The organism is Embleya sp. NPDC025285, assembly GCF_055558835.1.
On sequence record NZ_JBVHLU010000044.1, the window covers coordinates 1 to 25,364 of the forward strand.

Sequence of the window (25,364 nt, forward strand, 5' to 3'; positions counted from 1 at the left end):
TCAGCCCCGCCGCGTTCGAGGAACGCGCGAGCGAGACCGATACGCTTTCACTGGCCGCATGAAACCCCGTGTCCATGTTCCGGGGGAAGCCTCACTCCGCGCGGCCTCTGCCTCCCGCGCCGTTGCCTTGCCCATGCCGGTCGTCTCCCGGCGCGACGGCGACCGGCCGTGACCGAGCCTTGTACTCCCGCGCAGGTTCTTCGGGAAGCCCGCCAGAAGGCCGGCCGCGAGAAGCGCGCGTGTGATCGCGGTCGTGGACCAGATGTAGGCGAGCGGAGAGCCGATCAGCTTCCTTGCGGTGGCGAGGATCGCGGGAGCGTCGAACTGGCTGGTCTATGCCGAGGCAGTACGTGAGCACATCGAGGAGGCCCGCAAAAGCCAAGCCAAAGGCGAGTGTCGGCGTACGGGTCAACGTGTCCAACCGGGTGCAGCCAAACGTGCACAGCTCCAAGACGACGCTCAGGGATTGATCGCGGTTGTCCCGCATATCGAGCGTCCACGATCGGCAGGACCGACCATGCACCCCGTGGCACGACAGTGCGGTCGCCCGTGAGACGGTTGCTGTCATGACAGTTGGCGCGACCCCGGGCAGCGAAGTTGTACTCGAGACGAGTCGCCTGCTGCTCAGACCTTGGCGGGTAGCCGAGGCTGTCGTCCAGCGTGAGCTGTGGACCGAACGTGATCCACGAGTGCCGCCGCACCGCCGAATCGACGCGGACGGACACCCCACGGTCGCGGAGCTCGAGGATTCGATCCGCACCAACCAACTGTGGTCGATCGGGTTGCCGGCCGTCGAGCGGAAGGCGTCTCGTGACGTCATCGGCTACTGCGGGCTGGTCGACAGCGGGCGAGGGTCGGTGGCGGAACCGGAACTGGCATTCGAGCTGCTACGCCGAGTTTGGCGTCAGGGATACGCGACCGAGGCCTCGTTGGCGGTTCTGGAATGGGCGAGATCATCTGGGCACGAACGTCTGGGGGCCACGGTCTGGGACTGGAACACCGCTTCTCGCCGTGTTCTGGCCAAGGTCGGGTTCACCGAGACCGAACGGAAGGAAGTGGACACGGTGTACGGGACCACCCTGTTCGCCACGAGACGGCTCTGAAACACCGGATGTCCGGTCTTGCGGACGGCCCCGTGCTGTGCCGGTAGGCGGCAGGTGTGCCCATTCCGTCGGCAGAAGCGGATGCGACACACGCTCGATGCCGGGGCGCTCGGGACGGAACATCACGGTGGCCGACAAACCCTTCATAGTGGGTCTCGCTGGGTCCGGTGGTCGGATCGAGGTCGGTTGAAGCATCGGACCTACCTTCGCGCGTCTCATCATCGATCCGCACGACGCTGTGCACGTTCAGCTGTGCGTGGGTGTGCACGTTCACTCGCCCGCCGACAGCGAGTCCAGAAAGGCCAAGGAGGGTGGGGTCGCAAGCGCTGCGAGCGTGGCCACGGATTTCGAACTGATCCGGACCGAGCCGCGAGCGGTCCGGGCCGAACGCGACGCGTTCAAGGCCGCTGTCCAACGCAGCCTGGGCCGGCAGGTCGACCAGGCCGGCTCTGCCGAACTCGTGGCCCGTATCCTGGAGTTGATCAAACAGATGGAGATACGGGACGAGACCATCAAGGCTCCGACCAGCGAGCGGAACGCGCTCAAGCACGTGCTGGAGGAGGCTCGGGCGACCTGATTTCGTCCCGGACAGCTCTGCGGGACATGATCCGGGCCCAGAATGCCCCGCAAGACGCGGTTCACTGAGATCAGGTCAGTGCGGCGACCCGCTGGTCGAGTTCCTGGGCGGCGGGCACCGTCTTGCGGCGGCAGGTGCGCATCTCGGTGTGACCTTGCGCGTCGACCGTTCTGTCAGAGGCCTCGTCTAGGGTCGCCCGATGACCGAGCTCTCCCATCTGGCCGCTGTCCGGGAGTCGTACGACACCGTCGCAGCCGCCTACGTCACACGGGTCCTGGCCCCGGCCCAGCTGGATCCGTTGTCACGCGCGATGTTCGCCGCGTTTGCCGAACTCGTGCAGAAGGCCGGCCTCGGACCGGTCGCGGATCTGGGGTGCGGACCCGGCAGGGTCACCGCGTATCTGGCCGAGTTGGGGTTGTCCGCGTTCGGCATAGACCTGTCACCGAAGATGATCGGGCTGGCCCGACATGCCTATCCGAGCCTGCGATTCGACGTTGGCTCGATGACCGCACTGGACCTCCAGGACGACGAGCTCGGCGGCATCCTGGCCTTCTTCTCCACGCACCACACCCCGCCGGAGCAGTTGCCGGTGGTGTTCACCGAGTTCCACCGCACGCTCGCGCCCGGTGGCTATCTGATGCTGGGCGGCCACATCGGGGACGACGAGCACCTGCGTCACACACAGGCATACGGCGGTCATCCGGTGTCCTACGATTCCTACTTCCTGCCGCTCGACCGCATCGCCGAGCTGCTGGGGCAAGCTGACCTCATCGTCACGGCACGACTGCGGCAGGAACCCGGCCACGGGGCGACAAGGCCGCATGCCTACCTCTTGGCCCGCAAACCCGAATAGCCGTAACACGGGACGCCGGCCCATCAGCCAGGCTGTTGGACGAGCTCCTGGCACAAGTTCGCCCGGGAACAGCCGCCGCCGACGCCCGGGGAGCGGGCCGCGGCCGAACGCGCGGCCCGCGAGGCGAAGGCCCGCGTGCAGGCGGAGCACGTCCGGGAGTACGAACTGCGCGAGTGGGCGGGCCGGTTGCCGACGGAGCGGTTGCGGCGGGTGGGCGGGAACGTGCACGGGATGCGGATGCTCGATGTGCACCTGGTCCACGCGATCGCGCGCGTGGACGACGGGACGCAGCGCGAGATCGCCCGCTGGGCGGCACATCGCGCCTATGCCCTGGCGCGGTTGGCCGACGTCGACTGGATTGCACCCGCGTTGGCGGCACTCGACGCGGGCGCGCCGCTGCCTGCGCCGTTCGACAATTCTGGTGAGCTGTGGCAGCGCCTGTTCGAGGACCCGAATGTTCCACGGCCACGATCACCCTCCCGAACGGCACCACCCACAACGCGCTCCAACAGGCGTGCGCCCTGCCGGCGTTGCTCGCCGCCGCCGAGCCGGACTCCCTGGAGGCTGCCCTCGACGACCTGCACGCCGCCGCGTACGCACACGGCACCGACCACCGCGCCTTCCTGGACGAGGTCCGCGACACCTGGCCCGGACTCGGTGTCGTACCACCCGCACCGCCGGAGTCGCCCCCGCCGCACTTCCCGTTCCTCCCGCCTTCCGCAGACGCATCCGGCGACACCGTCTCGGGCCGGCGGACTCCGGCCACCGAAGCACGACCCACCGCTTCGGCACCCGACCCGAAGGCCCCGGCCGCCCCACCTGGACACCGCCCACCGACCACGCCTCCCGTCGCGCCCCCCAGCGCACGGCGCGCGTCCGGTAAAGGCCTCGCGCCGCTGCTCCCGGCATCCGGCCCCCGGCACCGCCCCGCCGGCGCAACCACCTCGATGGACAGGGTTCGGATCGTCATCGTCGTAAGGTCTTCGGACCGGCCTGCAGCTGCCGAGCCCGCCGCGGTGGACGGCCTGGCGGGCGTCCCGAACAAGGGCGTCGACACCGACACCGATGGCGAGGAGAAGCCTCCCGACGTCGGATGAACAGGGGAGCGGATTCCCTGTCGCTTGCTGCGGTGACGGCCTGGTGGCCGTGGCTTCAACCCCCTGGACGTTCCAACGGGACGATGCCGACCAGCGCGCCGCTCACTCGCCTCGGTGAACGCGCCACGTGCTGCTGCCTATTGCTGCCGGAGTTCTCGGAGACGGGCGGTCTGGCGCTCCACCCGTGCGTTGTCCGAACGCCCCCGGTATCCCGCCAGGCCCTGCAACTCCACGACGGTCTCGACCAGCACGAGAACCGCCATGCTCGACGGACCGTGCTTGCTGGCTCGGTGCGGGCGACGATCGGCTCGGGCGTGTCCGGCCGCCACTTACCCCGGCGGGTTCGAATCTGGGGGAGGGTACGCGTGCTGCTTACGACGAGCACGCGTGCCCCGTCCAGGGCCCAGGCGGCGGCCGTGTGGTGGGCGAGTGCGTCCGTCTCGCCCCGGCCGACGACGGCCACCACCACCCCCGCCGGTGCGGTGGACCCCGCGACGGGCGCCCGGAACTCCGGACGTGTCGAGGCCGGGTGGGAACGGCGCGCGTAGTGTGTCGCGTTTGCGCGCGGCAGCGATGTAGGGGATCGATTCCCGCGCGGCGAGGGCGCGGGTGCGGGCCTGACGGCCTCCGGGGGCATTCCTGGACACGACTGTCTCCGTTGTCGGCGTGCCGGGCCCACGTCCCTCCACGCCCTGCTGGTTGGCCTACGTGTGATGCGGTCGGCCCCGCGAGCGCGGGGATGTTCCTGGATTGGATCGGTTGTCACTTCGAGATCATGTTGCGGGGGGCGCGGCGCCGGGTGGCCTGTCCTCGGTGGCCGTCGTCGCCTGCGGTTTTCCGGATGGTGTGGGTACTGGGGGTGTCGCATCGGGTGGTACCGGAGTCCTGGGCCTCGCGAACGAGGCGCCGAGCGTGGTTGGTTGCCTAGCGTCTGAGTCATGGGATCACACTTTTTGCACTCGTCCGGGGACACCGACATCCCGGTGGCCACTCGCCGTTGTGGGCCGAGGTCGGGGCGGCTGAGCCGAATCCTGCTTCCCGTCCTGCCGTTGCTGTGCCTGGCGGCAACCGTCTCGGGGACGCCCGCTCAGGCCGCGCCGGCCTCTTCGGCGGTGTCCGCCGACTCCTCCTCGTCGCAGGAGGGTCCCGCGCGCGCCTTGGCGCGTACCGCGCACCCGCTGGGCAGCACCGTCCCGGGCGGCTCCGACGCGGATCTGCGGGCGTTCGACACGATGATCCGCGGCGCGGACGTGGTCGGCGTGGGCGAGGCCACGCACGGGTCGAGCGAGTTCTACACCGTCAAACACCGCCTCTTCCGGCACCTGGTGGAGCGCCAAGGCTTCCGGAGCTTCGTCCTGGAGATCCAGTGGAGCGCGGGGGTGCGCCTGGACGAGTGGGTCCGCCACGGCGGGGGCGACCTGGACACGATCATGGACGAGGAGTTCCAGGCCGGCGGCAGCCTGTGGAACACCACCGAGACCCGGGACCTGTTCCGGTGGATACGAGCCTGGAACCTGCGCCACCCCCAGAGCCCCGTCCGCGTCGCCGGGGACGGCCCCGAGTTCGCCGGGCCCGCCCTGTTCGACACCGTCACGTCCTACGTCGCCCGCACACGTCCCGACCTGCTGCCCGAGGTCCGACGGCTGTACCGCGAGTCCCGACCCACGGCCTCCATGGAGGAAACCTTCAACGCGCGCCTGGCCCTGCCCCTCGCCGACCGCACACGCATGCGCGAGGACACCCGGCGCGTCCTGTCCCTCCTGGAGCACCGTCCCGCGGGCATCACCGCCAAGGAACACGACCTCATGCTCCAACACGCCCGAGCCATCGCCCAGAACGCCACCCTCTTCGGGTTCGACATCGCCAACGACGCCGCCGCCGCGTTGACATACCGCGACCAGGTCATGGCCGACAACACCGCCTGGTGGCAGCGGCACACCGGCACCAAGGTGTTCCTCTCCGCCCACAATTCCCACGTCGCCGGCGAGAGCGCGGCACCCGAGAGCCAGCCGAAGACGCAGGGGCAATTCCTGCGCGAACGGCTCGGAACACGCTACGTCAACGCCGGATTCACCTTCGGCCGAGGATCCTTCAACGCCATCGACCCCACCGCCTCCGGATCGACCTGGCGCCGCGTCGACGTCGGCCCCACCCGCGAGGGCAGCGGGGAGAACACCCTGGAGAAGGTGTCCCGACGCGATTGGTACCTCGACACGCGCACCGCGGCCCCCGGTACCGCCCGCAACTGGCTCACCACCGCACACCCCATCCGGAACATCGGCGCCTCCTGGCCCGTCGACGCGTACGAGAACACCCGGCTGCGCTCCACCTACGACATCGTGATCCATCTCCACAACATCAGCGCCTCGCACCGGCGCTGATCCACACCGCCGGATGCCGCGACCCATCGTCGCCCGTTCACCCTGCGGTCCGGTGCCGTCGCCCACGCCGAACAGCCCGGGCCGGGGACCGTGCCCGTCCGCGACGCCGGTCTCCGCCCGGCGAGCCCGTCGAGGCCGCGGGCACAACGGGAGCGCATCCCGACAGCTCCCGCCGTCGGCGCCGGCGCGTCGTCGTGATCGGCGGCACCGACCTCAACGACGGTGAGACGTGTTTCGCCGATATGCCGCGTCCGCGCCCGGTGGCCTCGACTCGAGGACACCGGGCCGGGCGGTCGGATGGTGACGCGTGGGGAACGCGCAGACGTGTCGGCGCGTGGCCCAGCAGGGTGGCCGTCGAGTCGACGATCGACAGGATCGCCCGGGCTGGGGCCGTCACCAGCGGAATCCGTACAGGCGGCGACCGCCACCACGCCTCCGTCGCCGTGGAGCCGTGGCGGTGGGTGCTTTGCACGTTCCGAGGAAGTGCGGGATGCCTCCGGTACCTGCCGATGCCGGCCATGCCATCGAGGGCCGAGGCGGTGCCGATCCTTGCGTTCCCCGGCCGGCCCGGATCGATCACCGCTCGAGAGGCATCGAGGGGACCATCGGGTGAACTACCGTGGTGTCGAACGGGGTTCACCTCGCCGCGGACGACGCGTAGGTGACAAGATGCAACCGAACGAATGCTGTTACCCGCTGGTAGGATCCCAAGTCATCCAGTGTCGGCCCCGCGCGAGCGGGGATGCCAACCCTCGGCGGGGGCTCGTTGCACGGGCACCGAACACACCGACATCCCGGTGGCCTCGGACAGCCGACGGGCGTACTCCATCGCCACCCGCTCGTCACCGCGTCCAGGCGTTCCAGGGACTTGTCGTTGCGGTGTACCGACCGCAGGTGCCCGCCGATCCGACGCACGGCCTCCATACTGAAGTTGATCAGGAACTCGGTGGGTTGCCACCGCCCCGTATCGGGCACGCGGACCGTTGACGACGTCGACCAGGCGCCGGAACGGGAGCCCCAGACCGCACGGGTCCAGAAACAGGAACAGCGGCAACCCGTCGGCCTCCGCGACGGCCAGGTCCAGGAATCCGCCGTCGACCACGCCGTGGTGGACGCGGGCGTCCACACCGCGACGGCGGTACTCCTGGGCCACCATCCCCAGCCTCGCGGCGGACTCGGCCTTGCGTTCGGCGAAGAAACACGTCCACGAGATCGCCCACTCCATCCCGGCGTGATCGGCGGCGATGCCCATCGCAAGCTCGGCCGAGCCCTTCTCGCCGTTCTCGTAGCGACCCTCGCCCGCGTAATCACCTTGATCGCACCCACCCCCACCGACCGGCCCCGGCGGTTCTCCGCTCGCCCTCGGGGTCGCCTCCAAGTTGCTTCCATGTGCCTTCCAGGACCATCCGGCGAGTGTTTTCCCCACAAGGCGACGACGACCGGTCCCGCCGGCCCGACACTGGGGAGAACATCCATGAAGCTCAGGACCCTGACCACCGTCCTGGCCGCCCTCGGTGGCGCGTTCATCATCTATGTCGGCCTCGCCTACCTGTTCGCCCCGCAGGCGACCGCGTCCGGCTTCGGCCTGCCCACCTGGCCCGAGCACGAGGGCACCGGGTTCCTGGCCGTCAAGGGCGTCCGCGACATCGGCACCGGGCTGGTCATATTCGCCCTCCTGTCGACCGGGCACCGGCGGGCACTGGGCTGGACGATGCTCGCGATGACCTTCATCCCGGCCGGCGACATGACGGTCGTGCTGGGCAACGACGGCTCCGCTGCCACGGCCTTCGGCGTCCACGGCCCGACCGCCTGCCTGGTGGCACTCACCGCCGGCCTGCTGCTGCGCGAACGCCCGGCCCGGGCAACCACCCCCACGCCCACCCCGACCACCCCGCACATGAGCCTCCCGGCCGCACGTTGACCCCTCGGGCCATGCCGGTACCGGTGCCCTGTTGCTGCCGGCGGGCTGCAGCGCGGCTCCCTTGCGGTCGGTTGCCCTCACTCGGCGGGGTGCTCGACGATGTGGCGGGCAACGTTAGGGGGCTGCGGTCGAACCTCCTGGCGAACGGCCGCTACCAGATACTCAGCTGCCTTTCCCATCCGTGCGGATGGCCGGGTTTTCGTCAACGCGTTCCTCGTCTGCGGTCACAAGGCGAATCCACCGAGCGCCCGAAGAGCCGGGTGGCCACATGTCGGAGACCGCCCTTGGACTTATGGCCGTTGCGATCCTCAGATGTCGTTCACTGTGTCGGGATCGCGCCCGATGCGGCCGCGTTGCGTCGCCGCGCGAAGCCCAGGAGCGCGTCTTTCGCGGTGAATACCTCGAACCCCAGGCGCTGAAGCGGACCGAGCTGTCCCGCCTGCGCAGCGAGGAGGAGAGAGCTGCGGGGCCGCCTTGGTCGACCTGAAGGCCGAGTTGTCCGAGCATGCCTTGGGCGTACCGCTTCGACTGCTGATGGTGATGCCGGACGTTACGTATGACTGTGCGCCGACGGCGTTCGTCGAAGCTGTGGTTGTCGCCGCGGAGTATCGGCGCCAGGACATCGCCGGCGCAATGCTGCGACAGCTGCTCGCGGACGCGCGATCCGCCGGCGCAACAAGGTCCGACTGCTGTCTCACAAGCGCCATGCCTTCGACGGGGCCCATCGCCTGTACTCGTCGTTGGGATTCGAACCCGAGGCGGAAGGGTTCCGGCTGTATCTTCAGCAGGCGCCCGCATTCGCCCAGAGCGCCAGGGCCGACGGATGACCGCGACGCAGCCCTGCGGCTCCGCTCACTACGGATTGCTACCTGGGACCTCGCCGTAGCGATACGAGTTCCGGACCGAGTAGCCCGTATCGGTGGCATACCGAATCACGTCGAGGATGTCGCGGCGGTGGTGGTTCTCCGAACGGCCGCCGCGCGGGGGTCGTCCGCTCGCCGGCGGCTGCGACAGCCGTTGCGGCAACCCCTGTTCCGCGTCGGTCTGGTCGGACGGGTTGCGCTGCTGACGCATCCGCGCCGGTGCGGCGGGACGGGGCCGGGTGTCGGTTCGTTGAGGCGGTGTCACCACGGCAGCGTGTACACGGATTCTGCGGCGCGGTGTTCCCGACCGGGCTGTTGCGGGCCTGCCTCGCTCGCGCGGGGCCCTCGGGTGGTGTCAATCGGACGCGCCGGATCCCGCGCGCCGCCGCGCCAGTGCGGTCACGGGGCAGATGCCCAGCGCACCGGTGAGGAGAGGGAGTAGCCCCAGGGCGGCGAGGGCTCACCAGGCGCCGCCGAAGGCGGCTCCGGCCGCGACCACGGCGGCGCCGATGCCGACGCGCAGGGTTCGTCCGGTGCGGCCGTTCATGAAGGAGAGGAAACGCATTTCGGTCTTCGGCCTCGCGATTCTCGGGTTCCGGAGTGCGTTCAGTGCGGGAGTGCGGTGAGGGCCGCGTCGAGGCGGGCGGCGGCTTCGGCGGCGACCGGTTCCAGGTCCGCGTGCCCGGTGAGGGTGACCATGGTGGTGGGGTCGAGCGCCTGGACGAGGGTGTGGTCGCCGTCGCGGCGTACCACGACGTTGCACGGCAGCAGCAGGCCGATGGCGCGGTCGACGTCGAGGGCGCGGTGGGCCGGCGGCGGGTTGCAGGCGCCGAGGGTCAGGTAGTCCTCCATGTCGGTGCCGAGCTTGGCTTTGAGCGTCGCGGTGACGTCGATCTCGGTGAGCACGCCGAACCCCTGCACGGCGAGCGCCTCGCGCACGGCGGCGATGGTGGTGGCGAAGTCGGTGGTGACACGCACGGTGCGGTCGAAGCCCATGCCGGCCTCCTGAGTGGTCGAGAGGGTGGTCGAGGACACTCTCCAAGATACCCCTACCCGTATTTTTGGATACCGGAGGGGGTATCGGCTATCGTCGTCTTCAATGTACCCCCCGGGGTATCTATGAGGAGGCTTTGTGACGACCGCCGACCCGACCCGCGTCCCCGCGCAACACGAATCCCCGCCCCGGCGCGGCACACCGCCGGGCGGACCCGGCAGGCTCGGGCCGCTGGGCAGGCTCGGTGTGCGCGCTGCCGGCCGTCTGAAGCTGGTGGCCGTCGTGTGGCTGGCGCTGGTGGCGGGGCTCGGTGCGTTCGCTCCGCAGGTGACCTCGGCACTGGCCGGGGCCGGCTGGCAGGCGAACGGATCGGAGTCGGTCCAGGTGCGCGAGCTGGCCCGGGCCCACTTCGGGGGCAACGCCTCCACCGCGCTCCAGGTGGTCGTCGCCGCGGACCGCTCGGTCGACGACCCGGCCGTACGCGACGTCATCGACCGGGCGACGACCCTGCTGCGCGCGGACGGCCGCATCGCCGAGGTGGTCCCGCCGCAGGACGGCGCCACCGTCAGCCCCGACCGCCACACCGCGATCCTGCTGGCCGGCGCCGCGGCCGACAGCAACGACATGGTCCGCGCCGCCGACGACCTCAAGGAGCCGCTGGCCGCGCTGTCCGGGGACGGTATCGAGGTCTCCGCGACCGGCGCGTCGGTGCTGTGGAGCGACTTCAACAAGGCCAACCACGACGCGATGATCAAGTCCGAGATGCTCTCGTGGCCGGTGACCCTCGCGATCCTCGTACTCGCCTTCGGATCGCTGGTCGCGGCGGGACTGCCGCTGCTGCTGACCCTCGCCGGCCTCGCGGCCTCCGCGGGGGCGCTGGTGCTGCTCAACCACGTCACGCCGACGTCGATCTGGGCGATGAACTTCGCGATGATGTTCGCCCTCGCCCTCGGCATCGACTACGCGCTGTTCCTCGTCGTGCGGTTCCGCGCCGCGCTCGCCCGGCACGGCGACGCCCGCCGCGCCGTCGGGGAGACCATGGACACCGCGGGCAAGGCCGTGCTGCTGTCCGGCGCGACCGTGCTGGTGAGCCTGTCCGCGGTCATGCTCGTCCCGGCGCCCGCGTTCCGGTCCATGGCCCTGGGAATCATGCTGGCCGTCGCCTTCGTGCTGGCAGCCACCTTGACCCTGCTGCCCGCCGTCCTCGGCCGCCTCGGCGACAAGGTGAACGCCGCGGCGCTGCCCTGGACCCGCCGCGGCACCGAACAGGCCGGCGCTTCGAAGACGTTCACCACATGGGGCGAGCGTCTGTGGCGGCACCCGCTGCGGTACGGCATCCCCGCCCTGCTCCTCCTGCTCGCCCTCGCCGCGCCGATCGTCGGACTGCGCACCGCGATGCCGTCCATCACCGTCGTCCCCGAGGACTCCTCCGCCCGCACCGGCTACACCGCCGTCCAAAAGGCGTTCGGCCCCGGCGCCCCCGGCACGCTCCAGATCGTCACACCGGCCGCCGCCGCCGACGCCACCAGCGCCGTCCTCGCGGGCGACCCCGGGATCGCCGCCGTCATGCCCGCCCGGCACGCGAGCGACAACTCGGCCCTGGCCCTGGTGCAGGCCGTCCCGAACGTCGACCCGTCCGACCCCGCGCTGAAGGACACCGTCGACCGCCTGCGCGGCAACCTCCCCGCCGACGCCAAGGTCGGCGGAGCGGCCGTGGAGAACCTCGACCTCCAATCCACCCTCGACGCGAAGACCCCGCTGGTCCTCGGCGTCGTCCTGGGGCTGGGCTTCCTCCTCCTGGTGCTCGCCCTGCAGGCTCCCCTGGCCGCGCTGCTCGGCACCGCCACGAGCCTGCTCGCCACCGCCGCGGCGTTCGGCACCGCCCGGCTGATCTTCCAGGACGGCCACGGCGCGGGCCTCCTCGGCTTCACGCCCCAGGGCTTCCTGGACGGCTGGGCACCGGTCTTCTTCTTCGCGATGATCTTCGCCATCGCCATGGACTACACCGTCTTCCTGCTCGCGGCCGCCAAGGAGCACTACGAGAAGACCGGCGACCCGCACCGCGCCGTCGTCGGCGCGCTCGGCCACTCCGGGCGCGTCATCTTCGCCGCCGCCGCGGTCATGGTCGCGGTGTTCTTCACCTTCGCCCTCTCCGGCCCCCTGCCGCCGAAGGAGATGGGCATCGTCCTCGGGTTGGCCGTGCTCCTCGACGCCGCCCTCGTACGCCTGGTGCTGCTGCCCGTCCTGCTGCGCCTGAGCGGCCACGCCGCCTGGTGGAGCCCGGCATGGCTGCGCCGGATCCTGCCCGACATCCGCTTCTCCCACAACTGAACCGCGCACATCCCACAGGCCCCCGGGCCCACCGGGGCCGAATACCCCCAGGGGTACCATGGGGGAAGCTCGCAAGCGAAGGGACACACGATGACCGTCGACGAAGAAGCCACGCGCGTGGTGCTCAACCGGCTCCGCCGGGCCCAGGGACAACTGGCCGCCGTCATCACGATGATCGAGGCCGGCCGCGACTGCAAGGACGTCGTCACCCAACTCGCCGCCGTCTCCCGCGCCCTCGACCGCGCCGGATTCAAGATCGTGGCCAGCGGCATGCGCCAGTGCATGACCGCCGCCGACGGCGACACCCCGCCCCTCACCGAAGCCGAACTCGAAAAGCTCTTCCTCTCCCTCGCCTGACGGCAGAGGCGCTCCGACACCACGCGTTCTGCGCACGCGGCGAAAGGGACAGGGTGGGGAGGGACATGACCGAGCCGGGCGACGCCGCCGCGGCTGCCCCGCGGACCGTCCGGCCCCCGCGGACGGCGCGGGCGCGGGGACGGCGAAGTTGGACCGCGGTGAGGCCTTGGCGCTGCTGGGGTCGGTGCCACTGGACCGGGTCGTCTACACCGAGCATGCCCTGCCCGCGGTGCGGCCGGTGAACTTCGTGCTGCGCGGCGACAAGGTCCTCGTCCGGCTGGACAGCCTTCCCGCCGCAGGTGCGTTCCGTCGACGCCGTGACGGCGGAGCGGTCGCTCCGGTCGTTGTCGGGCTCGATCTGTCATCAGGGCTCGCGGGCTTCGGTGGCGCCGCCGGCGGTGCCGTTCCTGTTGCGGATCGCCGCGGACCGCCGCGCGCATCCCCGGGTGGGCGCGCTGTTCCTGGTCGCGATGGTGGCGCGCTGGGATTGTCAGGAGGACTCGCGTGCCGATCTGTTGCGGGTGGCCGATTCCGACGGCGACCACGGGCACTTCGATGTGGGCGGCTACTTCCAGAACTGGACCGTGGAGGCGGCGCGCGACGCGATCGCCGCGGACGCGCATCTTCCGATCGCGCTCCTTCACGACCCGGACCCCGATGTCCGGGAGGCGGCCCAAGGTCGCGGTCGGACCGAGCGTGGCCAGCCGCGACGTTCCGGGCAGTCGGCGCAGCCTCGGACTCCCGGGGTCGGGCCGCGCGCGTCCGGATCCGGTGACCGGCCGGCAATGGCGTCGGCCCTTCCCGAACTCGCCGAGGGCCACTCGGAGGTCGGTGAACCCGGAGATGACGCGTCGCGGCGCTGTCCGGCGGTGGGGTCAGGACAAGCCAAGGTGCCTGGCGATCATCATCTGTTGTACCTCGGTGGTGCCTTCGCCGATTTCCAGGATCTTGGCGTCGCGGTAGAAGCGGCCCACGGGGCTGTCGTTCATCACGCCGGAGCCACCGAAGATCTGGGTCGCGTCCCTGGCGTTGTCCATCGCCGCCCTGGAGGAGACCAGCTTGGCCATCGCCGCCTCCTTCGAGAAGGATTCGCCGCGCAGCATCGAGGCCGCAGCCGAGTAGTAGGCCAGGCGTGCGGTGTGGGCGCGCGTCTCCATGTCGGCGATCTTGAACTGGATCGACTGGTACGCGCCGATGCGCTGCCCGAACGCCGTCCGCTCCTTGGCATGGCGCACACACTCGTCCACGCAGCCCTGGGCCATCCCCGCTCCGACGGCCGAGATCGCGATCCTGCTCTCGTCCAGCACCGACATGAACTGCGCGATGCCCAGGCCGCGTTCGCCGAGCAGGTGCTCGGCCGGCACCCGGCAGTCGGCGAAACCGAGTTCGTGGGTGTCCGAGGCGCACCAGCCCACCTTGGAGTACGACGGTGCCACCGTGAAGCCCGGAGTGCCCGACGGCACGACGAGCGCGGAGATCTCCTTGGCGCCGTCGGCGCGGGTACCGGTCACCGCCGTCACCGTGACCAGGCTGGTGACGTCGGTACCGGAGTTGGTGATGAACGCCTTGCTGCCGTTGATCACCCATTCGTCACCGTCGAGTTCCGCCTTGGTGCGGGCCGCCGCCGTGTCGGTTCCGCCGCCGGGTTCGGTGAGCCCGAAGCCGGCGATCCGCTCGCCGGTGCACAGGGCGGGGAGCCAGCGTTCCTTCTGTGCCGCGGTGCCGAACCGATGGATGGGGATCGCGCCGAGCGTCACGCCCGCGGACAGTGCGACGGCCACCGAGCAGTCCACTCTGGCCAGTTCCTCGATGGCCAGACACAGGGTGAACACATCCCCGCCCATGCCGCCGTAGCGTTCCTCGAAGGGCAGTCCGAACAAGCCCATGCGGCCCATGGCGGCGACCAGTTCGTAGGGAAACTCCTCGCGTCGGTAGATATCGGCGATCACCGGAGCCACCTTGGCGCGGGCGAAGTCGGCGACCGTCTCGCGCAGCAGCCGGCGTTCCTTCGACAGGCGTGAGAGTGTCATCGTGCTCCTTCGGGGGGATCGGACGTGGACCCGGAGCCGGACCCGGCGACCGCCCGTCGGGCCGTCGACGAGAGCAGGCCCGGTACGGGTCCGCGGTGGGGGTACAGGGCGTGCGCGCAGGCTGACGCCAGTGCGTCGACGCTGGACACCTGGAATTCCGCCGGCAGCCCGCTGTGCGCGTAGGCGAGCGGGAGTTCGGTACAGGCGCTGATCACCGGCAGGCACCGAATGCGCAGCAGCTCGTGGACCGCCGAACCCAGGGTCGCGCCGGCAGCCGGCAGCCGGTTCGCCTTCACCAGCACGGTGGCGGCGTGGATGCGCTGCTGGAGCGCCTCGTCGGGGAGCAGCAGTCGGTATCCCCGGTGCTGCGCATAGCGCTGGTAGATGCCGCCGGCGACGGTACCCGCGGTCGCCGTCAACCAGGCCCCGTCGGGACTGGCGACCTCGGCGGCCCGCACGCTCGCCTCCGCGATGTGCACCAGGGGCACCGGCAGTCGGCTGCGAAATCGATCGATGTAGACGTGCGCGGTGTTGCAGGGCACCGCGAGCAGCTCCGCGCCCCAGCCGGCAAGGGTGAACAGCGCCTGCCGGATCGGCAGGAGCGGTGCGTCGTCGCCCCTGAGCAGCGCGGCGGTCCGGTCCGGGATGCCCGGCTCGGACAGCATCAGGATCCGGGGGTGCTCCTGGTCGCTGCCAGCCGCGACGCGCACGGCCAGCAGCCGCAGGAACTCCGCCGTCGCCGCCGGTCCCATCCCACCGAGCACACCGAGGGTGCGTGAGGGCTCCACCTCAGCCGGCCTGCTCCCCGATCAGCCGCTGCGCGACGCGCTCGGGGATGTGGGCCGCCGCCAGCCGCGTGCCCACGGGGGCGGGACACCACCAGGTGAGCACGAGCTCGCCGGCGTCGACGACACCGGTGATCGTCGCATCGGTGTCGCCTGGGTGCCCCGGCCCGGCGAAGTCCCGCCACACCGTGTCGCGCAGCGTCCAGGCCACCCCCGACGGAAGCAGCGCGGCGGCCGGATCGCCGAAGTGTTCGTAGCGCACCCGGGCCGGCTCGGCCGCTCTCGCGACCCGTACGACGCTCGCTCCCCGCGCGAGCGGGGTCACCACCCAGCAGTCCGCTTCGGCCAGCGGACCGATCATCCGTGCCGCGGGCCTGCGCGTGGTGTGATCGAGGACGTCCGCGACCAGTCGCCCGCCGCCGAACTCCTCGACCAGCACGTGCGCGATCGCAGCGGCGACGTCGCGGGCCGTCGCCGCGCGCACCGGGCAGCGCGCTTCGAGCGGCTCCTCGGCGATCGGCTCGGGTGCGGGCGAACCCGGGAGGACACAGCCGGCCCCGGCGGCCTCCGGGCCCGCCTCGTCCTCGACGCCGGCGGGCTCGGCCGGGTGGTCCAGGAACGACGCGGCAGGCGGCAACCGGACCTCCGAGCCCGCCCGGAGCTGTCCCAGCCCCAGGGCCAGGTCCGCCAACAGCACCCGCCAGGACTCGACATCCGCGGCCAGTTCGTGCACGACGATCAACAGACCCGCCGGCCGGGTGCCCCGGTCGACCATCGCGGCCCGCAGCAGCGGGCCCTGATCGACGTGCAGCCGGGCCCGCATCCGGTCGGTGAGCCGACGCAGCACCTGCCCCTGCGCGCCCGGGTCCTGGCCGGTGAGGTCCACCCGCGACACGTGGACCGCACCGCCGAGGCCGCCCCGGGACTGCCGCCAGCCCTGATCCCCGTGGCCGAACCGCAACCGCAACGCCTCGTGGTGCAGCAGCAGTTGCAGCCACACCCGCTTCAGGTCGGTGACCGGGAAACCAGACTCCGAGGACAGGAACAGGGCTCGGGCTCGGTGCGCCGCCCGGACCGGATCCCGATCGAGGATCCGACGCTGTACCGGACGGACCCCGACCGAGCGATCGGAATCCGCGTCCGCGGTGACGCCCCCGCCCCGCGAGCCCGGGGCCTTCGGGCGGTGCATCCCGCGCAGAGCCCACTGATCCACGGCGCCCGCGACCCTGGGGATCTCCGCCACCTGCACCCACTGTGCCGGTACCAGTGTGGGCGGCAGGGCATCGGCCACCGCGGCCGCGAGCCGGTCGCCCGACGCGCTTCGGTCGGCGACGTAGTAGACCGCCAGCCGGGCGCCCGTCCGGTCGGCGTCGGCCGGGTCCGGATAGCCGATCCTGGCCAGCATCCGTTTCACCTGCGCGGTCTCCACCGGGGCGCGCAGCTCCGCGTCCGCCTCGGCGACGTCCAGATGCCCGAGCCGTACCTCCCAGCGGGTCGGCGCCTCGTAGTTGTGGAAACCGCGCTCCGCGGCGTGGACGTAGGTGCCCACATCGTTGATCATGCAGTTCGAGCTGCAGAACCCGGTATCGGTGGGCTGCGCCCAGAACGACGAGCGCTCGCGCAGGAAGGCTCGCACGTCCTCCTTCGTCACCGCCGAGTAGCGGAAGTAGTCGACGACCTGGACCGCGTTCACCGCGGCGGCGTCGACCGTGCCCGCGGCCTGGTGGTACACCTCCCGGCCCAGCCGCAGCTTCTCCTCGATCTCGGCCACGTCGAAGATGCCCTGCTCGTGGAACCAGGACAGCCGCTCGTCCATGATCTGGCCGCGGGAGAGCCCGGTGACCACCGTGGGGATGTCGCGCTGGTGCGCGAGTTCGGTGCTCAGGTCCAGGAGGGAGCGGAAGCACCCGTTGCACACGCTCTTGTGCTCCTGGAGCGAGTTCAGGAAGATCCGCTTCTGGTCGGCGTGGGTGGCGGTGACGTGTTCGATGCCCAGTTCGGCGGTGACGGTCTCGACGTTGCGCAGCGCGGTCCGCGAGATGAACCCGTTGTCGAAGGTGAAGGTCATCACCCGCAGACCCAGTCCCACGAGCTGGTAGAGCACATAGGTGCTGTCCTTGCCGCCACTGAACAGCAGCAGGCAGTCGTAGTCCGATCCGCGCCCTCGCGCGGCCTCGCGCAGCCGCGGCGCCAGCTCCCGCGGGTCACGGAAGTAGGCGTGCATCGCCGATCGATGGGCGGCGTAGCGCGCGCACAGCGAACAGACCCCGTCCGGGTCGAAGCGCAGTCCCGGGTACGCGGCGCTGATCCCGCACCGGACACAGGCGCGGGCGCCGGCCGCCGCGGGGTCGGCCTCGTTGAACACGACGGCGCAGTCGAGGACGCCGTCCTGGTCCAACACGGCCGTCCGCACCCGGCGTTCGACGGACTCGATCTGCTCGGCGTCCAGCGGCTGGTCGGTCATGTCAGCTCCCGAAGAGGTCGTCGGCGTCGTCGTCGGCGAGCAGCAAGCGCTCGACCAGGTTCGACAGGCCCTCGATCGTCTGGTTCGCCAGGAAGTCCGCCAGCGGGACGGACACCCCGAACTCCTCGGTCAGCCGCGCCAGTACCGAGATCACGGCCAGCGAGGTGCCCACGTCGAAGAACCGGGTGTGCACGTCGTCGACCGGGGCCGGCAGCGTACGCGCCCAGATCCCGGCGATCGTGCGTTCGGTGGCGGTGCGCGGTGCGACGGCGTCCGCGTCGGGTCGGGCGGGGGACCGCACGGGCACGGTGAGCGCCTTGCGGTCGATCTTGCCGCTGATGGTGCGCGGGACGAGTTCCAGCGGCACGATCACCGCCGGGATCGCGCCGTCCGGCAGGTGTGCGCGCAGATGCTCGCTCAGCCGAGTGCGAAGTTCCTCGGAGTCCGTCCCGGTGCCGGTCTCGACGAACGCGCACAGGTACGGCGGGGCGTCGTCCGGCTCGACCGACACGACGGCCGCCTCGGCGACCGACGGGTCCTCGCGCAGGAGCTGCTCCACCCCGTCCAGCTCCACCCGCACGCCGCCGATCTTGACCTGTCGGTCCCGGCGGCCGAGGAAGTCGAGCGTGCCGTCGGGCAGCAGGCGGGCGAAGTCCCCGGTCCGGTAGACGACTTCGTCGTCGCCGGACCGGGTGGGGTCGGCGATGAAGGCGCGTTCGGTCTCCTGCGGCCTGCGGTGGTACCCGAGGCTGCGGTAGGCCGTACGCAAGTGAACCTCGCCGACCCGCCCCGGTGGTACCTCCCGGCCGCGTTCGTCGAGCAGCAGGACGACGGTGTCGGGCATCGGGCGTCCGATCGGGACGGACCTGCCCCGGGCATCGGCGGCGGTGACGAAGTGGAAGGTCTTCGTCATGGTGGTTTCCGAGGGCCCGTAGAGGTTCAGCAGCCGGATCCGCTCGCCGAAGCGGTCGAACCAGCCGGCGGCGTCGGTGGGCAGCACGCGCTCGCCGGACAGGGCCACGCACTTCAGCGCCTCGAACCCCGGCCGGACCGTGTCGATCGCGCCCGCCAGGACGCGAAAGACCGAGGGCACGCAGTGGATCAGATCGATCCGTTCCCGGTCCAGCCACCGGCACAGGGCGACCGGGTCGAGCCGGACGTCCTCGGCCGGCACGCATACCGTCGCGCCCACGCTCAACGGCAGGAGCAGGTCGCGCAGCACGGCGTCGAACGCGGGCGAGATCAGCTGGCCCACCCGCCATTGGGGACCGGCGCCGAGCAGCTCCGCCTCCCAGCGGATGTAGTGGTCCACCGCGCTCAGCCGGCCGAGGATCCCCTTGGGCCGGCCGGTGGAGCCGGAGGTGAAGAACAGGTAGCAGGGATCGTCCGGCTCCGGCACGTGGGGCGGGTAGTCGTTCCCGGGTCGGTCCTTGACCGTGCCGAGATCGACCAGCGTGGCCCGGTCACACGTGTCGCGCACGTCCTCCGCGAGGTCGCCGTCGTCGGCGCCGACGACCAGGAGATCGGGGTCCGCCTCGCGCAGCATCCAGCCCAGCCGATCCGGCCGGGTGCCCACGTCGAGGGGGACCACCACACCGCCCAGCCGCAGGACGGCGAGCAGGGCCGCAGTCAGCTCGGCCCGGTCGCCGGCGAGGACCGCGACGACGGAGGCGCCGCGTGCTCCGCACCGATACAGCTCGGCCGCGACGGCGTCGACGCGTTGGTCCAGTTCGCGATAGCGCAGCGAGCCGTGCGCGGTCTGCACGGCGACTCGGTCGGGGAAGCGGTCGATCGCGCGGGCGACAAGCGACTGGATCGGTTCGAACGCCATTGCGGTTTCCTTTGCTCGACCCGCGTTCACACGTGACCGGGAAGGTTGAAGGTGTCCAGCAGAATTCCGAACGTCAGGACGACCAGCAGCAGATCGTCGTCCAGGTGCGGATGCAGGTCGAAGCCCGCGTCCAGGCTGCGCGAGCGCAACTGCTCCACGACCGCCGGATCGAAGTAGCCCTGACGGGCGATGCGCGCCGGGGACAGCAGGTCGTCGACCCATTCGACGTTGCGCCGGAGCAGCCGAGGGCTCGCGGGCGCGCGAAACCCGTACTTCTCCCGGCGGATGATCTCCGGCGGGACCAGTCCCTCTGCGGCCTGTCTCAGCACGAGCTTCTCGCCCCGCGTGCCCACCTTGAGCCGGTTGGGAATCTGCGTGGCGAAATCGAGCACGGCGCGGTCGAGGAACGGGTAGCGGGCCTCCACGGAATTGGCCAGGGCCATCCGGTCCCCGTGGTCGGTCAACAGGTGGTCCGACAGTCGCAGGGTGAAGTCCAGATAGGAGCGCTGACTGAGCCGCGGCCTGCCCACCAGGCGCTCGTGGTCGACGACCGGGTGGTGCAGACAGTCGAACTCCTCGAAGGCGGCCCGGGCCTGCTCGGAGTAGAGCTCGAACTTCGCGTCCCGCCACGCGTGGTACCGGCGCTCGTAGAAGAGCTCCGGGTCGCCCCACAGCCGGGCGCGAAGGTCGTCCTCGAAGGCGTCCTCCAGCGGATCGCCCGACACCACCGGGCCGCGCCCGCCCGCGTCGAACCGGTACCCGGGATACCCGCCGAAGAGTTCGTCGGCCCCCTCGCCGGTCAGGATCGCCTTGACGCCGTGTTCTCGCGCGAGCGCCGACAGGACCAGCGAGCAGGTGTTGTAGGTCTCCTTCACCGGGCACTCGGCATGGCGCACCATGCGCTGGAGTTCGGCGACGGTGTCCTGCTCCGTGAAGACCGCCTCGTGGTGCACGGACCCCACCTTGGTCGCCATCAGGCGCTGATACCTGGACTCGTCGATGGCCGCGTCGGGGAAGGTGATGGAGAAGGAGTGGGCGGGGGGTCCCGATTGCGACGCCAGCGCGCCGATCAGCGAGGAGTCGAGGCCGCCGCTGAGATAGAAACCGACCTCGACGTCGGCTCGCATCCGGAGCCGAACGGCCCGGGTGAGCAGTTCACGCAGGTGTTCCGGGTAGAACTCGTCGGGCCGGTGCGCGACGTCGTCGCGGGGGTAGTCCAGGGCCCAGTAGCACCGGTCGGTGACGACACCGTCCCGCACGATCAGGTAGTGGCCGTTGCGCACGCTCTCGATGCCGCGGAACATGGTGCGCGGACTCACCAGCCCGGGGAAGGTGAGGACCTGGTCCAGACCGGTGAGGTCCACGTCGCGCGGTACGCCGGGGTGTTCCAGGATCGACTTGATCTCCGATCCGAAGACGAAGTGCCCGCCGGTGTCCGTGTAGTACAGAGGAGCGATCCCGGCGTGGTCGCGCGCGAGGAAGAGCTGTCGCCTGCGCCGGTCGTGGATGGCGAACGCGAACTGGCCGTTGAGTCGCGCCAACAGCTCGGGCCCCTCGTCCTCGTAGAGGTGCAGGATCACCTCGACGTCGCAGGACGACCCGAATCGGTGGCCCCGGGCGAGCAACAGGGCGCGCAGCTCGACGTGGTTGAAGATCTCGCCGTTGCACACCATCGTGACGCTGCCGTCCTCGTTGGACATCGGCTGCCCGCCGCCGGCGAGGTCGACCAGACTCAGCCGGCGGCAGGCCAGCGCCACGCCGTCCTGGATCAGGGTGCCCGCCGCGTCCGGGCCGCGGTGCGTCAACGTATCGCTCATCCGCTCCAGTACCTCGGCCGTCGTCGGTCGAGCGTTGTGCAGGACCATGGACCCGGTGATGCCGCACATGTCAGATCCGCTCCTTGATCGCCGGCGACAGGGGCATCGTCAATCGCAACGCCCGGGCGAGGACCGGTCCGATCACGCGCAGCGCCGCGGGGCGCATCATCCGCAGGTGCTCGCTGTCCACCGGCACCACCGCGATGTCCCCGCCGATGCAGGACCGCCACCGTTGCCCGGCCTGCGTTCCTCGGCCGCCGGGCGCGGCCTCGAAGAGCAGCAGCGAGCCGTCGAAGAACTCCGGGACGATCCCCGGATCCTGCAGGAGGCGGATGTTGTTGCCGGTGGCCCGCAGCAGCGCGGCCACCGACTCCTCGTCCAGGGCCGCCATCGCCTCCCCGCCGTCGAAGGCCACCAGCCGGACGTCGGAGGGCTCTTCGGTATCGCGATCGGTACGGGCGCCCGCCGGCCAGGCGTCGATGGCGGCGAGCAGAGCGACCGCATGCCCCGACGCGCGCAGTCGGACCGCGACGGCATGGGCCGCGGCTCCGCCGAAGGACCAACCGGCAAGCAGATACGGCCCGTTCGGTTGGATGTCGACGATCCGCGCGCAGTAGTCCCCGACGAGCTCGGGGAAACTGCCGGCCAGGGCGGTGGAGCCGTCGAGGCCGCGCGCCTGGAGGGCGTACACCGGGTGTCGGGCCGGAATGTACGGCAGCAGGCCCGCGTAGCTCCAGCCCAGGCCACTCCCCGGATGGATGCACCACAGCGGCCGACCCGTTCCGCCGCGTAGGCGGATCAGCGGGCCGAGCAGATCCGCCGTCGCGGGCTGGTCTCGGAGCAGCTGCGCCACGGTGGGTCGCACGAACAACTGCTTCAGGGTCAGTTCCAGCCCCAGGGTCTCCTTGGCCCGGGTGAGCAACCGCGGCATGAGCAGCGAGTGCCCGCCCAACTCGAAGAATCCGTCGTCGATGCCGACCGTGTCGACGCCGATCACCTCGGCGAACATCTGGCACAGCGACGCCTCCGCCGGGGTACGCGGCGCCCGCCGGTCACCGACCGGTGCGTCGGTCTCCGGCAGCGGAAGAGCGGCGCGGTCGAGCTTGCCGTGTGGCGTGACCGGCAGTTGGGCAAGGACCACGACGGCCGAGGGGACCATCGGCGCGGGCAGTACGTCGGCGAGGGCCGCCCGGACGGCTGCCGGGCTCACGCTCGCGACCGGACCGGTCGGGACGACATACCCGATCAGGCGTCTGTCGTCGGAAGAACGCTCGTGGACCACGACCGCGCACCGGGAGATCCCGGGCAGGGCCAGCAGCGCGGCCTCCACTTCGCCCGGCTCGATGCGGTGGCCGCGCAATTTGATCTGGTGGTCCGCCCGCCCGACGTATTCGAGTTCGCCGTCGGAGCGCAGGCGGACCAGATCACCGGTGCGATACATCCGGGTACCGGCCCGGCCGAACGGATCCGCCACGAAACGCTCGGCCGTCAGCGCGAACCGGCCCAGATAGCCTCGCGCGAGGGCCGGACCCGCCACGTACAGTTCGCCCGCGACGCCGCTCGGCACCGGGCGCAGCCGCTCGTCCAGGACGTACATGCTCAGGCCGTCGTGGGGGCGGCCGATGGGAACCGGTCCGGGCGGTGTGGGCTCGCCCGGGTCAAGCCGGAACCGGGCACAGTCCACGGTCGCCTCGGTGGGGCCGTAGAGGTTGTGGACCACGACGTCCGGGTGTTGCTCCCGCCACCTGGCCAGCGACTCCCCGCGCAACGCCTCACCGCCGATCAGCAGGCATCGGGTCGGCGACGGATCCACCGGCATCGCCGCCATCAGGTCGAGATGGCTCGGCGTGACGTCCAAGAGGGAAGGGCGGAGCGGGCCGGTGTGGGGCCCGGCCAACTCGTCCAACCGCACGTGCCCGCCGCTCACCAGCGGGGTGTACAGGGCAGCCACCGTCAGGTCGAAGGACAGCGAGGTATGGACCAGGCTCGACCCGGCCGCGCTCGGATACGCCGCCCGTGCCTGTTCCACATAGGCGGCCAGGGAACGGTGTTCCACCACCACGCCCTTGGGGCGGCCGGTGGAACCGGAGGTGTAGATCACATAGGCGGCGTTCGCCCCGTGCGGCACACCGGCCCGCGCACTGCGGGTCGGTCCCGCTTCGGGCGGCACATCCGCCGCCTCGTGCTGCCAGGCGGCGATGTCCAGAACGGGGACGGTGCCCGCCCCGGCCGGGCCGGCCGCGCTCCCCGTGGTGATGAGCAGCGTGGGTGCCGAGTCCGTGAGCATGAAGGCGATCCGGGCGGCCGGGTAAACCGGGTCCACCGGCAGGTACGCGGCGCCGGCCTTGAGCACGCCGAGCATGGCGACGACCGCGTCGATGGAGCGCGGCAGCAGCAGCGCCACGATGTCCTCGGCGCCGATACCCCGGCCGGTGAGCCATCGGGCCAGCCGGTCGGCCCGCGCGTTCAGTGCCCGGTAGGTCGTCCGTGCCTGCCCGGCAATCAGTGCCGTCGCCTCCGGAGTACGCGCCACCTGCGCCTCGAAGAGCCCGGGGAGCAACTGCTCCCGGGTTCGAGCCGGGGCCGGGCGGCACGCGCCGAGCAGGGCGCCGCGCTCACCGGGCCGGAGAATCTCCACGTCGCCGATGCAGCGGTCCGGGTCCGCAGCCATGGCCGCGAGCACCGACTCCAGCCGTTCGACCATGCGTTCGGCGGTGATCGAGTCGAACAGATCGCGGGCGAACTCCAGGCCGCCTTCCAGGCCGTCGGGGCTGCCGTCGTGGGTTAGTCGCTCCCGGAGGTGGAGTGACAGGTCGACTTTCGAGTCCGGGTTGTCGATCGGTTCCTCGGTGGCCGGCAGGCCCGGGAGGTACGGGAGGTTCGTGGTGCGGTCCTCCAGGACGAGCATGACCTGGAACAGCGGGTTCCACGCCGCCGAACGGGAGGGGGCGAGCACGTCGACGAGCCGTTCGAACGGCACGTCCTGACGTGCGTACGCCGCCAGGTCCGTCTCCCGTACGCGGGCCAGGAGTTGCCGGAACGACGGATTGCCGCCGGTGTCGGTGCGCAGCACCAGGGTGTTGACGCACATCCCCACCAGATCGTCCATCGCCTCGTCGGACCGGCCGGCGACGGCCGAGCCGATGGGGATGTCGGTGCCGGCGCCCAGCCGGGTCAACAGGGCGGCGAGCCCTGCCTGCAACACCATGAAGAGACTGACCCGCTCCTGTCTGGCCAGCTCGATCAGGGCCAGGTGCGTTCGCGGTGCGATCAGCATCGGGATCGTCTCGCCGCGATGGGAGGCCGCAGCCGGCCGAGGCCGGTCCACGGGCAGCGAGAGATATTCCGGGATCCCGGCCAAGGCGGCGCGCCAGTAGGCCAGTTGCTCGCTGATCAGACTGTTCGGATCAGCCTCGTCGCCGAGCAGTTCACGCTGCCACAGGGTGTAGTCGATGTACTGGACCGGCAGCGGATCCCAGCCCGGCGCCCGCCCCGCGCACCGCGCCCCATAGGCGGTCGCCAGGTCGCGAAGGAGTGGTTCTCGCGACCAGCCGTCCGCCGCTATGTGGTGCAGGAGGATCAGCAGGACGTGCTCGTCCGGTCCGAGCGAGAGCAGGGTGAACCGCACGGGCGCTTCGGTGGTGAGGTCGAAGACGTGCGCTCCCGCGGCTCGAAGGACCGCGGGCAGTTCCGGCGGCCGAATTCGTTCGACCGCCAGGACGGGCCAGGCCGCGGAGTCCTCCAGGACCACTTGGCGGGGAGCACCGTCGGACTCGGGAAAGACCGTGCGCAGGCTCTCGTGTCTGGCCAGGACATCGGTGAACGCGGCCCGCAGCGCCGCCACGTCCGGCTCCCCGACGAGTCGGTACACCAACGGGATGCGGTAGCCCGTCCCGTCGTCCAGCTTGTTGAGGAACCAGATCCGGTGTTGCGCGTACGACAGCGGAATCATCAGCGGTA

The 25,364-nt window shown here is 70.9% G+C and carries 19 protein-coding genes; 10 read left to right on the forward strand and 9 right to left on the reverse strand.

The genetic code is table 11. From position 1 onward, the window contains the following. Window positions 1–566 precede the first annotated feature (566 nt). The 4 genes from ACZ4FV_RS27085 (at window position 567) to ACZ4FV_RS27100 (ending at window position 3,630) form a co-directional block, all read left to right on the forward strand. Window positions 567–1,103 carry a GNAT family N-acetyltransferase gene (locus tag ACZ4FV_RS27085; RefSeq protein ID WP_465323448.1) on the forward strand — a complete coding sequence of 179 codons (537 nt, stop codon included), beginning with the start codon at window positions 567–569 and terminating at the stop codon, window positions 1,101–1,103. A 334-nt stretch (window positions 1,104–1,437) separates the two neighbouring features. After that, on the forward strand, window positions 1,438–1,680 hold the full coding sequence (locus ACZ4FV_RS27090; protein WP_465323449.1) for a hypothetical protein: 243 nt from the start codon (window positions 1,438–1,440) through the stop codon (window positions 1,678–1,680). 199 nt (window positions 1,681–1,879) lie between these two features. Next, window positions 1,880–2,533, forward strand: coding sequence for a class I SAM-dependent methyltransferase (locus ACZ4FV_RS27095; RefSeq protein ID WP_465323450.1), 654 nt, complete (start codon window positions 1,880–1,882; stop codon window positions 2,531–2,533). Between the two features lie 428 nt (window positions 2,534–2,961). Further along, window positions 2,962–3,630, forward strand: coding sequence for a hypothetical protein (locus ACZ4FV_RS27100; protein ID WP_465323451.1), 669 nt, complete (start codon window positions 2,962–2,964; stop codon window positions 3,628–3,630). A 137-nt stretch (window positions 3,631–3,767) separates the two neighbouring features. On the opposite strand, the gene ACZ4FV_RS27105 is transcribed toward ACZ4FV_RS27100, so the two are convergent. Continuing rightward, complete coding sequence (locus ACZ4FV_RS27105; RefSeq protein WP_465323452.1) at window positions 3,768–3,893, reverse strand: hypothetical protein; 126 nt, start codon at window positions 3,891–3,893, stop codon at window positions 3,768–3,770. A gap of 675 nt (window positions 3,894–4,568) precedes the next feature. Here ACZ4FV_RS27105 and ACZ4FV_RS27110 point away from each other — a divergent pair. Continuing rightward, on the forward strand, window positions 4,569–6,011 hold the full coding sequence (locus tag ACZ4FV_RS27110; RefSeq protein ID WP_402240138.1) for an erythromycin esterase family protein: 1,443 nt from the start codon (window positions 4,569–4,571) through the stop codon (window positions 6,009–6,011). 712 nt (window positions 6,012–6,723) lie between these two features. On the opposite strand, the gene ACZ4FV_RS27115 is transcribed toward ACZ4FV_RS27110, so the two are convergent. After that, complete coding sequence (locus ACZ4FV_RS27115) at window positions 6,724–7,389, reverse strand: class I SAM-dependent methyltransferase (RefSeq protein ID WP_465323453.1); 666 nt, start codon at window positions 7,387–7,389, stop codon at window positions 6,724–6,726. A gap of 96 nt (window positions 7,390–7,485) precedes the next feature. Here ACZ4FV_RS27115 and ACZ4FV_RS27120 point away from each other — a divergent pair, with 96 nt between their 5' ends. After that, window positions 7,486–7,932 carry a DUF4267 domain-containing protein gene (locus tag ACZ4FV_RS27120; protein ID WP_465323454.1) on the forward strand — a complete coding sequence of 149 codons (447 nt, stop codon included), beginning with the start codon at window positions 7,486–7,488 and terminating at the stop codon, window positions 7,930–7,932. Between the two features lie 540 nt (window positions 7,933–8,472). Next, window positions 8,473–9,237 (forward strand): GNAT family N-acetyltransferase, encoded by a 765-nt coding sequence (locus ACZ4FV_RS27125; protein WP_465323503.1) that lies wholly within the window; start codon window positions 8,473–8,475, stop codon window positions 9,235–9,237. A gap of 164 nt (window positions 9,238–9,401) precedes the next feature. On the opposite strand, the gene ACZ4FV_RS27130 is transcribed toward ACZ4FV_RS27125, so the two are convergent. After that, complete coding sequence (locus ACZ4FV_RS27130) at window positions 9,402–9,791, reverse strand: DUF302 domain-containing protein (protein WP_465323504.1); 390 nt, start codon at window positions 9,789–9,791, stop codon at window positions 9,402–9,404. Window positions 9,792–9,927: 136 nt separating this feature from the next. On the opposite strand from ACZ4FV_RS27130, the gene ACZ4FV_RS27135 reads away from it, so the two are divergent. The 3 genes from ACZ4FV_RS27135 (at window position 9,928) to ACZ4FV_RS27145 (ending at window position 13,252) form a co-directional block, all read left to right on the forward strand. Beyond that, on the forward strand, window positions 9,928–12,120 hold the full coding sequence (locus ACZ4FV_RS27135) for an MMPL family transporter (RefSeq protein WP_465323455.1): 2,193 nt from the start codon (window positions 9,928–9,930) through the stop codon (window positions 12,118–12,120). Window positions 12,121–12,210: 90 nt separating this feature from the next. Continuing rightward, entirely contained in the window at window positions 12,211–12,477 is a 267-nt protein-coding gene (locus ACZ4FV_RS27140) for a metal-sensitive transcriptional regulator (protein WP_465323456.1), read from the forward strand. A gap of 148 nt (window positions 12,478–12,625) precedes the next feature. Continuing rightward, window positions 12,626–13,252 (forward strand): pyridoxamine 5'-phosphate oxidase family protein, encoded by a 627-nt coding sequence (locus tag ACZ4FV_RS27145; protein WP_465323457.1) that lies wholly within the window; start codon window positions 12,626–12,628, stop codon window positions 13,250–13,252. A 100-nt stretch (window positions 13,253–13,352) separates the two neighbouring features. Here ACZ4FV_RS27145 and ACZ4FV_RS27150 read toward each other — a convergent pair whose 3' ends face one another. The 6 genes from ACZ4FV_RS27150 to ACZ4FV_RS27175 are packed head-to-tail and all read right to left on the reverse strand — an operon-like array spanning window position 13,353 to window position 25,356. Next, on the reverse strand, window positions 13,353–14,507 hold the full coding sequence (locus ACZ4FV_RS27150; protein WP_360324823.1) for an acyl-CoA dehydrogenase family protein: 1,155 nt from the start codon (window positions 14,505–14,507) through the stop codon (window positions 13,353–13,355). Continuing rightward, complete coding sequence (locus ACZ4FV_RS27155) at window positions 14,504–15,295, reverse strand: aspartate/glutamate racemase family protein (protein ID WP_465323458.1); 792 nt, start codon at window positions 15,293–15,295, stop codon at window positions 14,504–14,506. Before ACZ4FV_RS27155 ends, ACZ4FV_RS27150 begins: the two co-directional genes overlap by 4 nt. Before the next feature lies 1 nt (window position 15,296). Beyond that, window positions 15,297–17,756: a condensation domain-containing protein gene (locus tag ACZ4FV_RS27160; protein ID WP_465323459.1), complete on the reverse strand. Its 2,460-nt coding sequence runs from the start codon at window positions 17,754–17,756 to the stop codon at window positions 15,297–15,299. 1 nt (window position 17,757) lies between these two features. Further along, window positions 17,758–19,587, reverse strand: a complete 1,830-nt coding sequence (locus tag ACZ4FV_RS27165; protein ID WP_465323460.1) for a non-ribosomal peptide synthetase — start codon at window positions 19,585–19,587, stop codon at window positions 17,758–17,760. A 26-nt stretch (window positions 19,588–19,613) separates the two neighbouring features. Next, the gene (gene asnB / locus ACZ4FV_RS27170; protein ID WP_465323461.1) at window positions 19,614–21,473 is read right to left on the reverse strand and encodes an asparagine synthase (glutamine-hydrolyzing); all 1,860 of its coding nucleotides are present in this window, start codon (window positions 21,471–21,473) and stop codon (window positions 19,614–19,616) included. A gap of 1 nt (window position 21,474) precedes the next feature. Next, complete coding sequence (locus ACZ4FV_RS27175) at window positions 21,475–25,356, reverse strand: non-ribosomal peptide synthetase (RefSeq protein WP_465323462.1); 3,882 nt, start codon at window positions 25,354–25,356, stop codon at window positions 21,475–21,477. Window positions 25,357–25,364 lie beyond the last annotated feature (8 nt).

Excerpts from the sequence above, each read along its gene's own strand:
- ACZ4FV_RS27105 (WP_465323452.1), bottom strand. The coding sequence starts at position 3,893 with ATGGCGGTTCTCGTGCTGGTCGAGACCGTCGTGGAGTTGCAGGGCCTG.
- ACZ4FV_RS27130 (WP_465323504.1), bottom strand. The coding sequence starts at position 9,791 with ATGGGCTTCGACCGCACCGTGCGTGTCACCACCGACTTCGCCACCACC.
- ACZ4FV_RS27150 (WP_360324823.1), bottom strand. The coding sequence starts at position 14,507 with ATGACACTCTCACGCCTGTCGAAGGAACGCCGGCTGCTGCGCGAGACG.
- ACZ4FV_RS27110 (WP_402240138.1), top strand. The coding sequence starts at position 4,569 with ATGGGATCACACTTTTTGCACTCGTCCGGGGACACCGACATCCCGGTG.
- ACZ4FV_RS27085 (WP_465323448.1), top strand. The coding sequence starts at position 567 with ATGACAGTTGGCGCGACCCCGGGCAGCGAAGTTGTACTCGAGACGAGT.
- ACZ4FV_RS27175 (WP_465323462.1), bottom strand. The coding sequence starts at position 25,356 with ATGATTCCGCTGTCGTACGCGCAACACCGGATCTGGTTCCTCAACAAG.
- ACZ4FV_RS27095 (WP_465323450.1), top strand. The coding sequence starts at position 1,880 with ATGACCGAGCTCTCCCATCTGGCCGCTGTCCGGGAGTCGTACGACACC.
- asnB (WP_465323461.1), bottom strand. The coding sequence starts at position 21,473 with ATGTGCGGCATCACCGGGTCCATGGTCCTGCACAACGCTCGACCGACG.
- ACZ4FV_RS27160 (WP_465323459.1), bottom strand. The coding sequence starts at position 17,756 with ATGACCGACCAGCCGCTGGACGCCGAGCAGATCGAGTCCGTCGAACGC.
- ACZ4FV_RS27120 (WP_465323454.1), top strand. The coding sequence starts at position 7,486 with ATGAAGCTCAGGACCCTGACCACCGTCCTGGCCGCCCTCGGTGGCGCG.
- ACZ4FV_RS27140 (WP_465323456.1), top strand. The coding sequence starts at position 12,211 with ATGACCGTCGACGAAGAAGCCACGCGCGTGGTGCTCAACCGGCTCCGC.
- ACZ4FV_RS27165 (WP_465323460.1), bottom strand. The coding sequence starts at position 19,587 with ATGGCGTTCGAACCGATCCAGTCGCTTGTCGCCCGCGCGATCGACCGC.
- ACZ4FV_RS27125 (WP_465323503.1), top strand. The coding sequence starts at position 8,473 with ATGCCGGACGTTACGTATGACTGTGCGCCGACGGCGTTCGTCGAAGCT.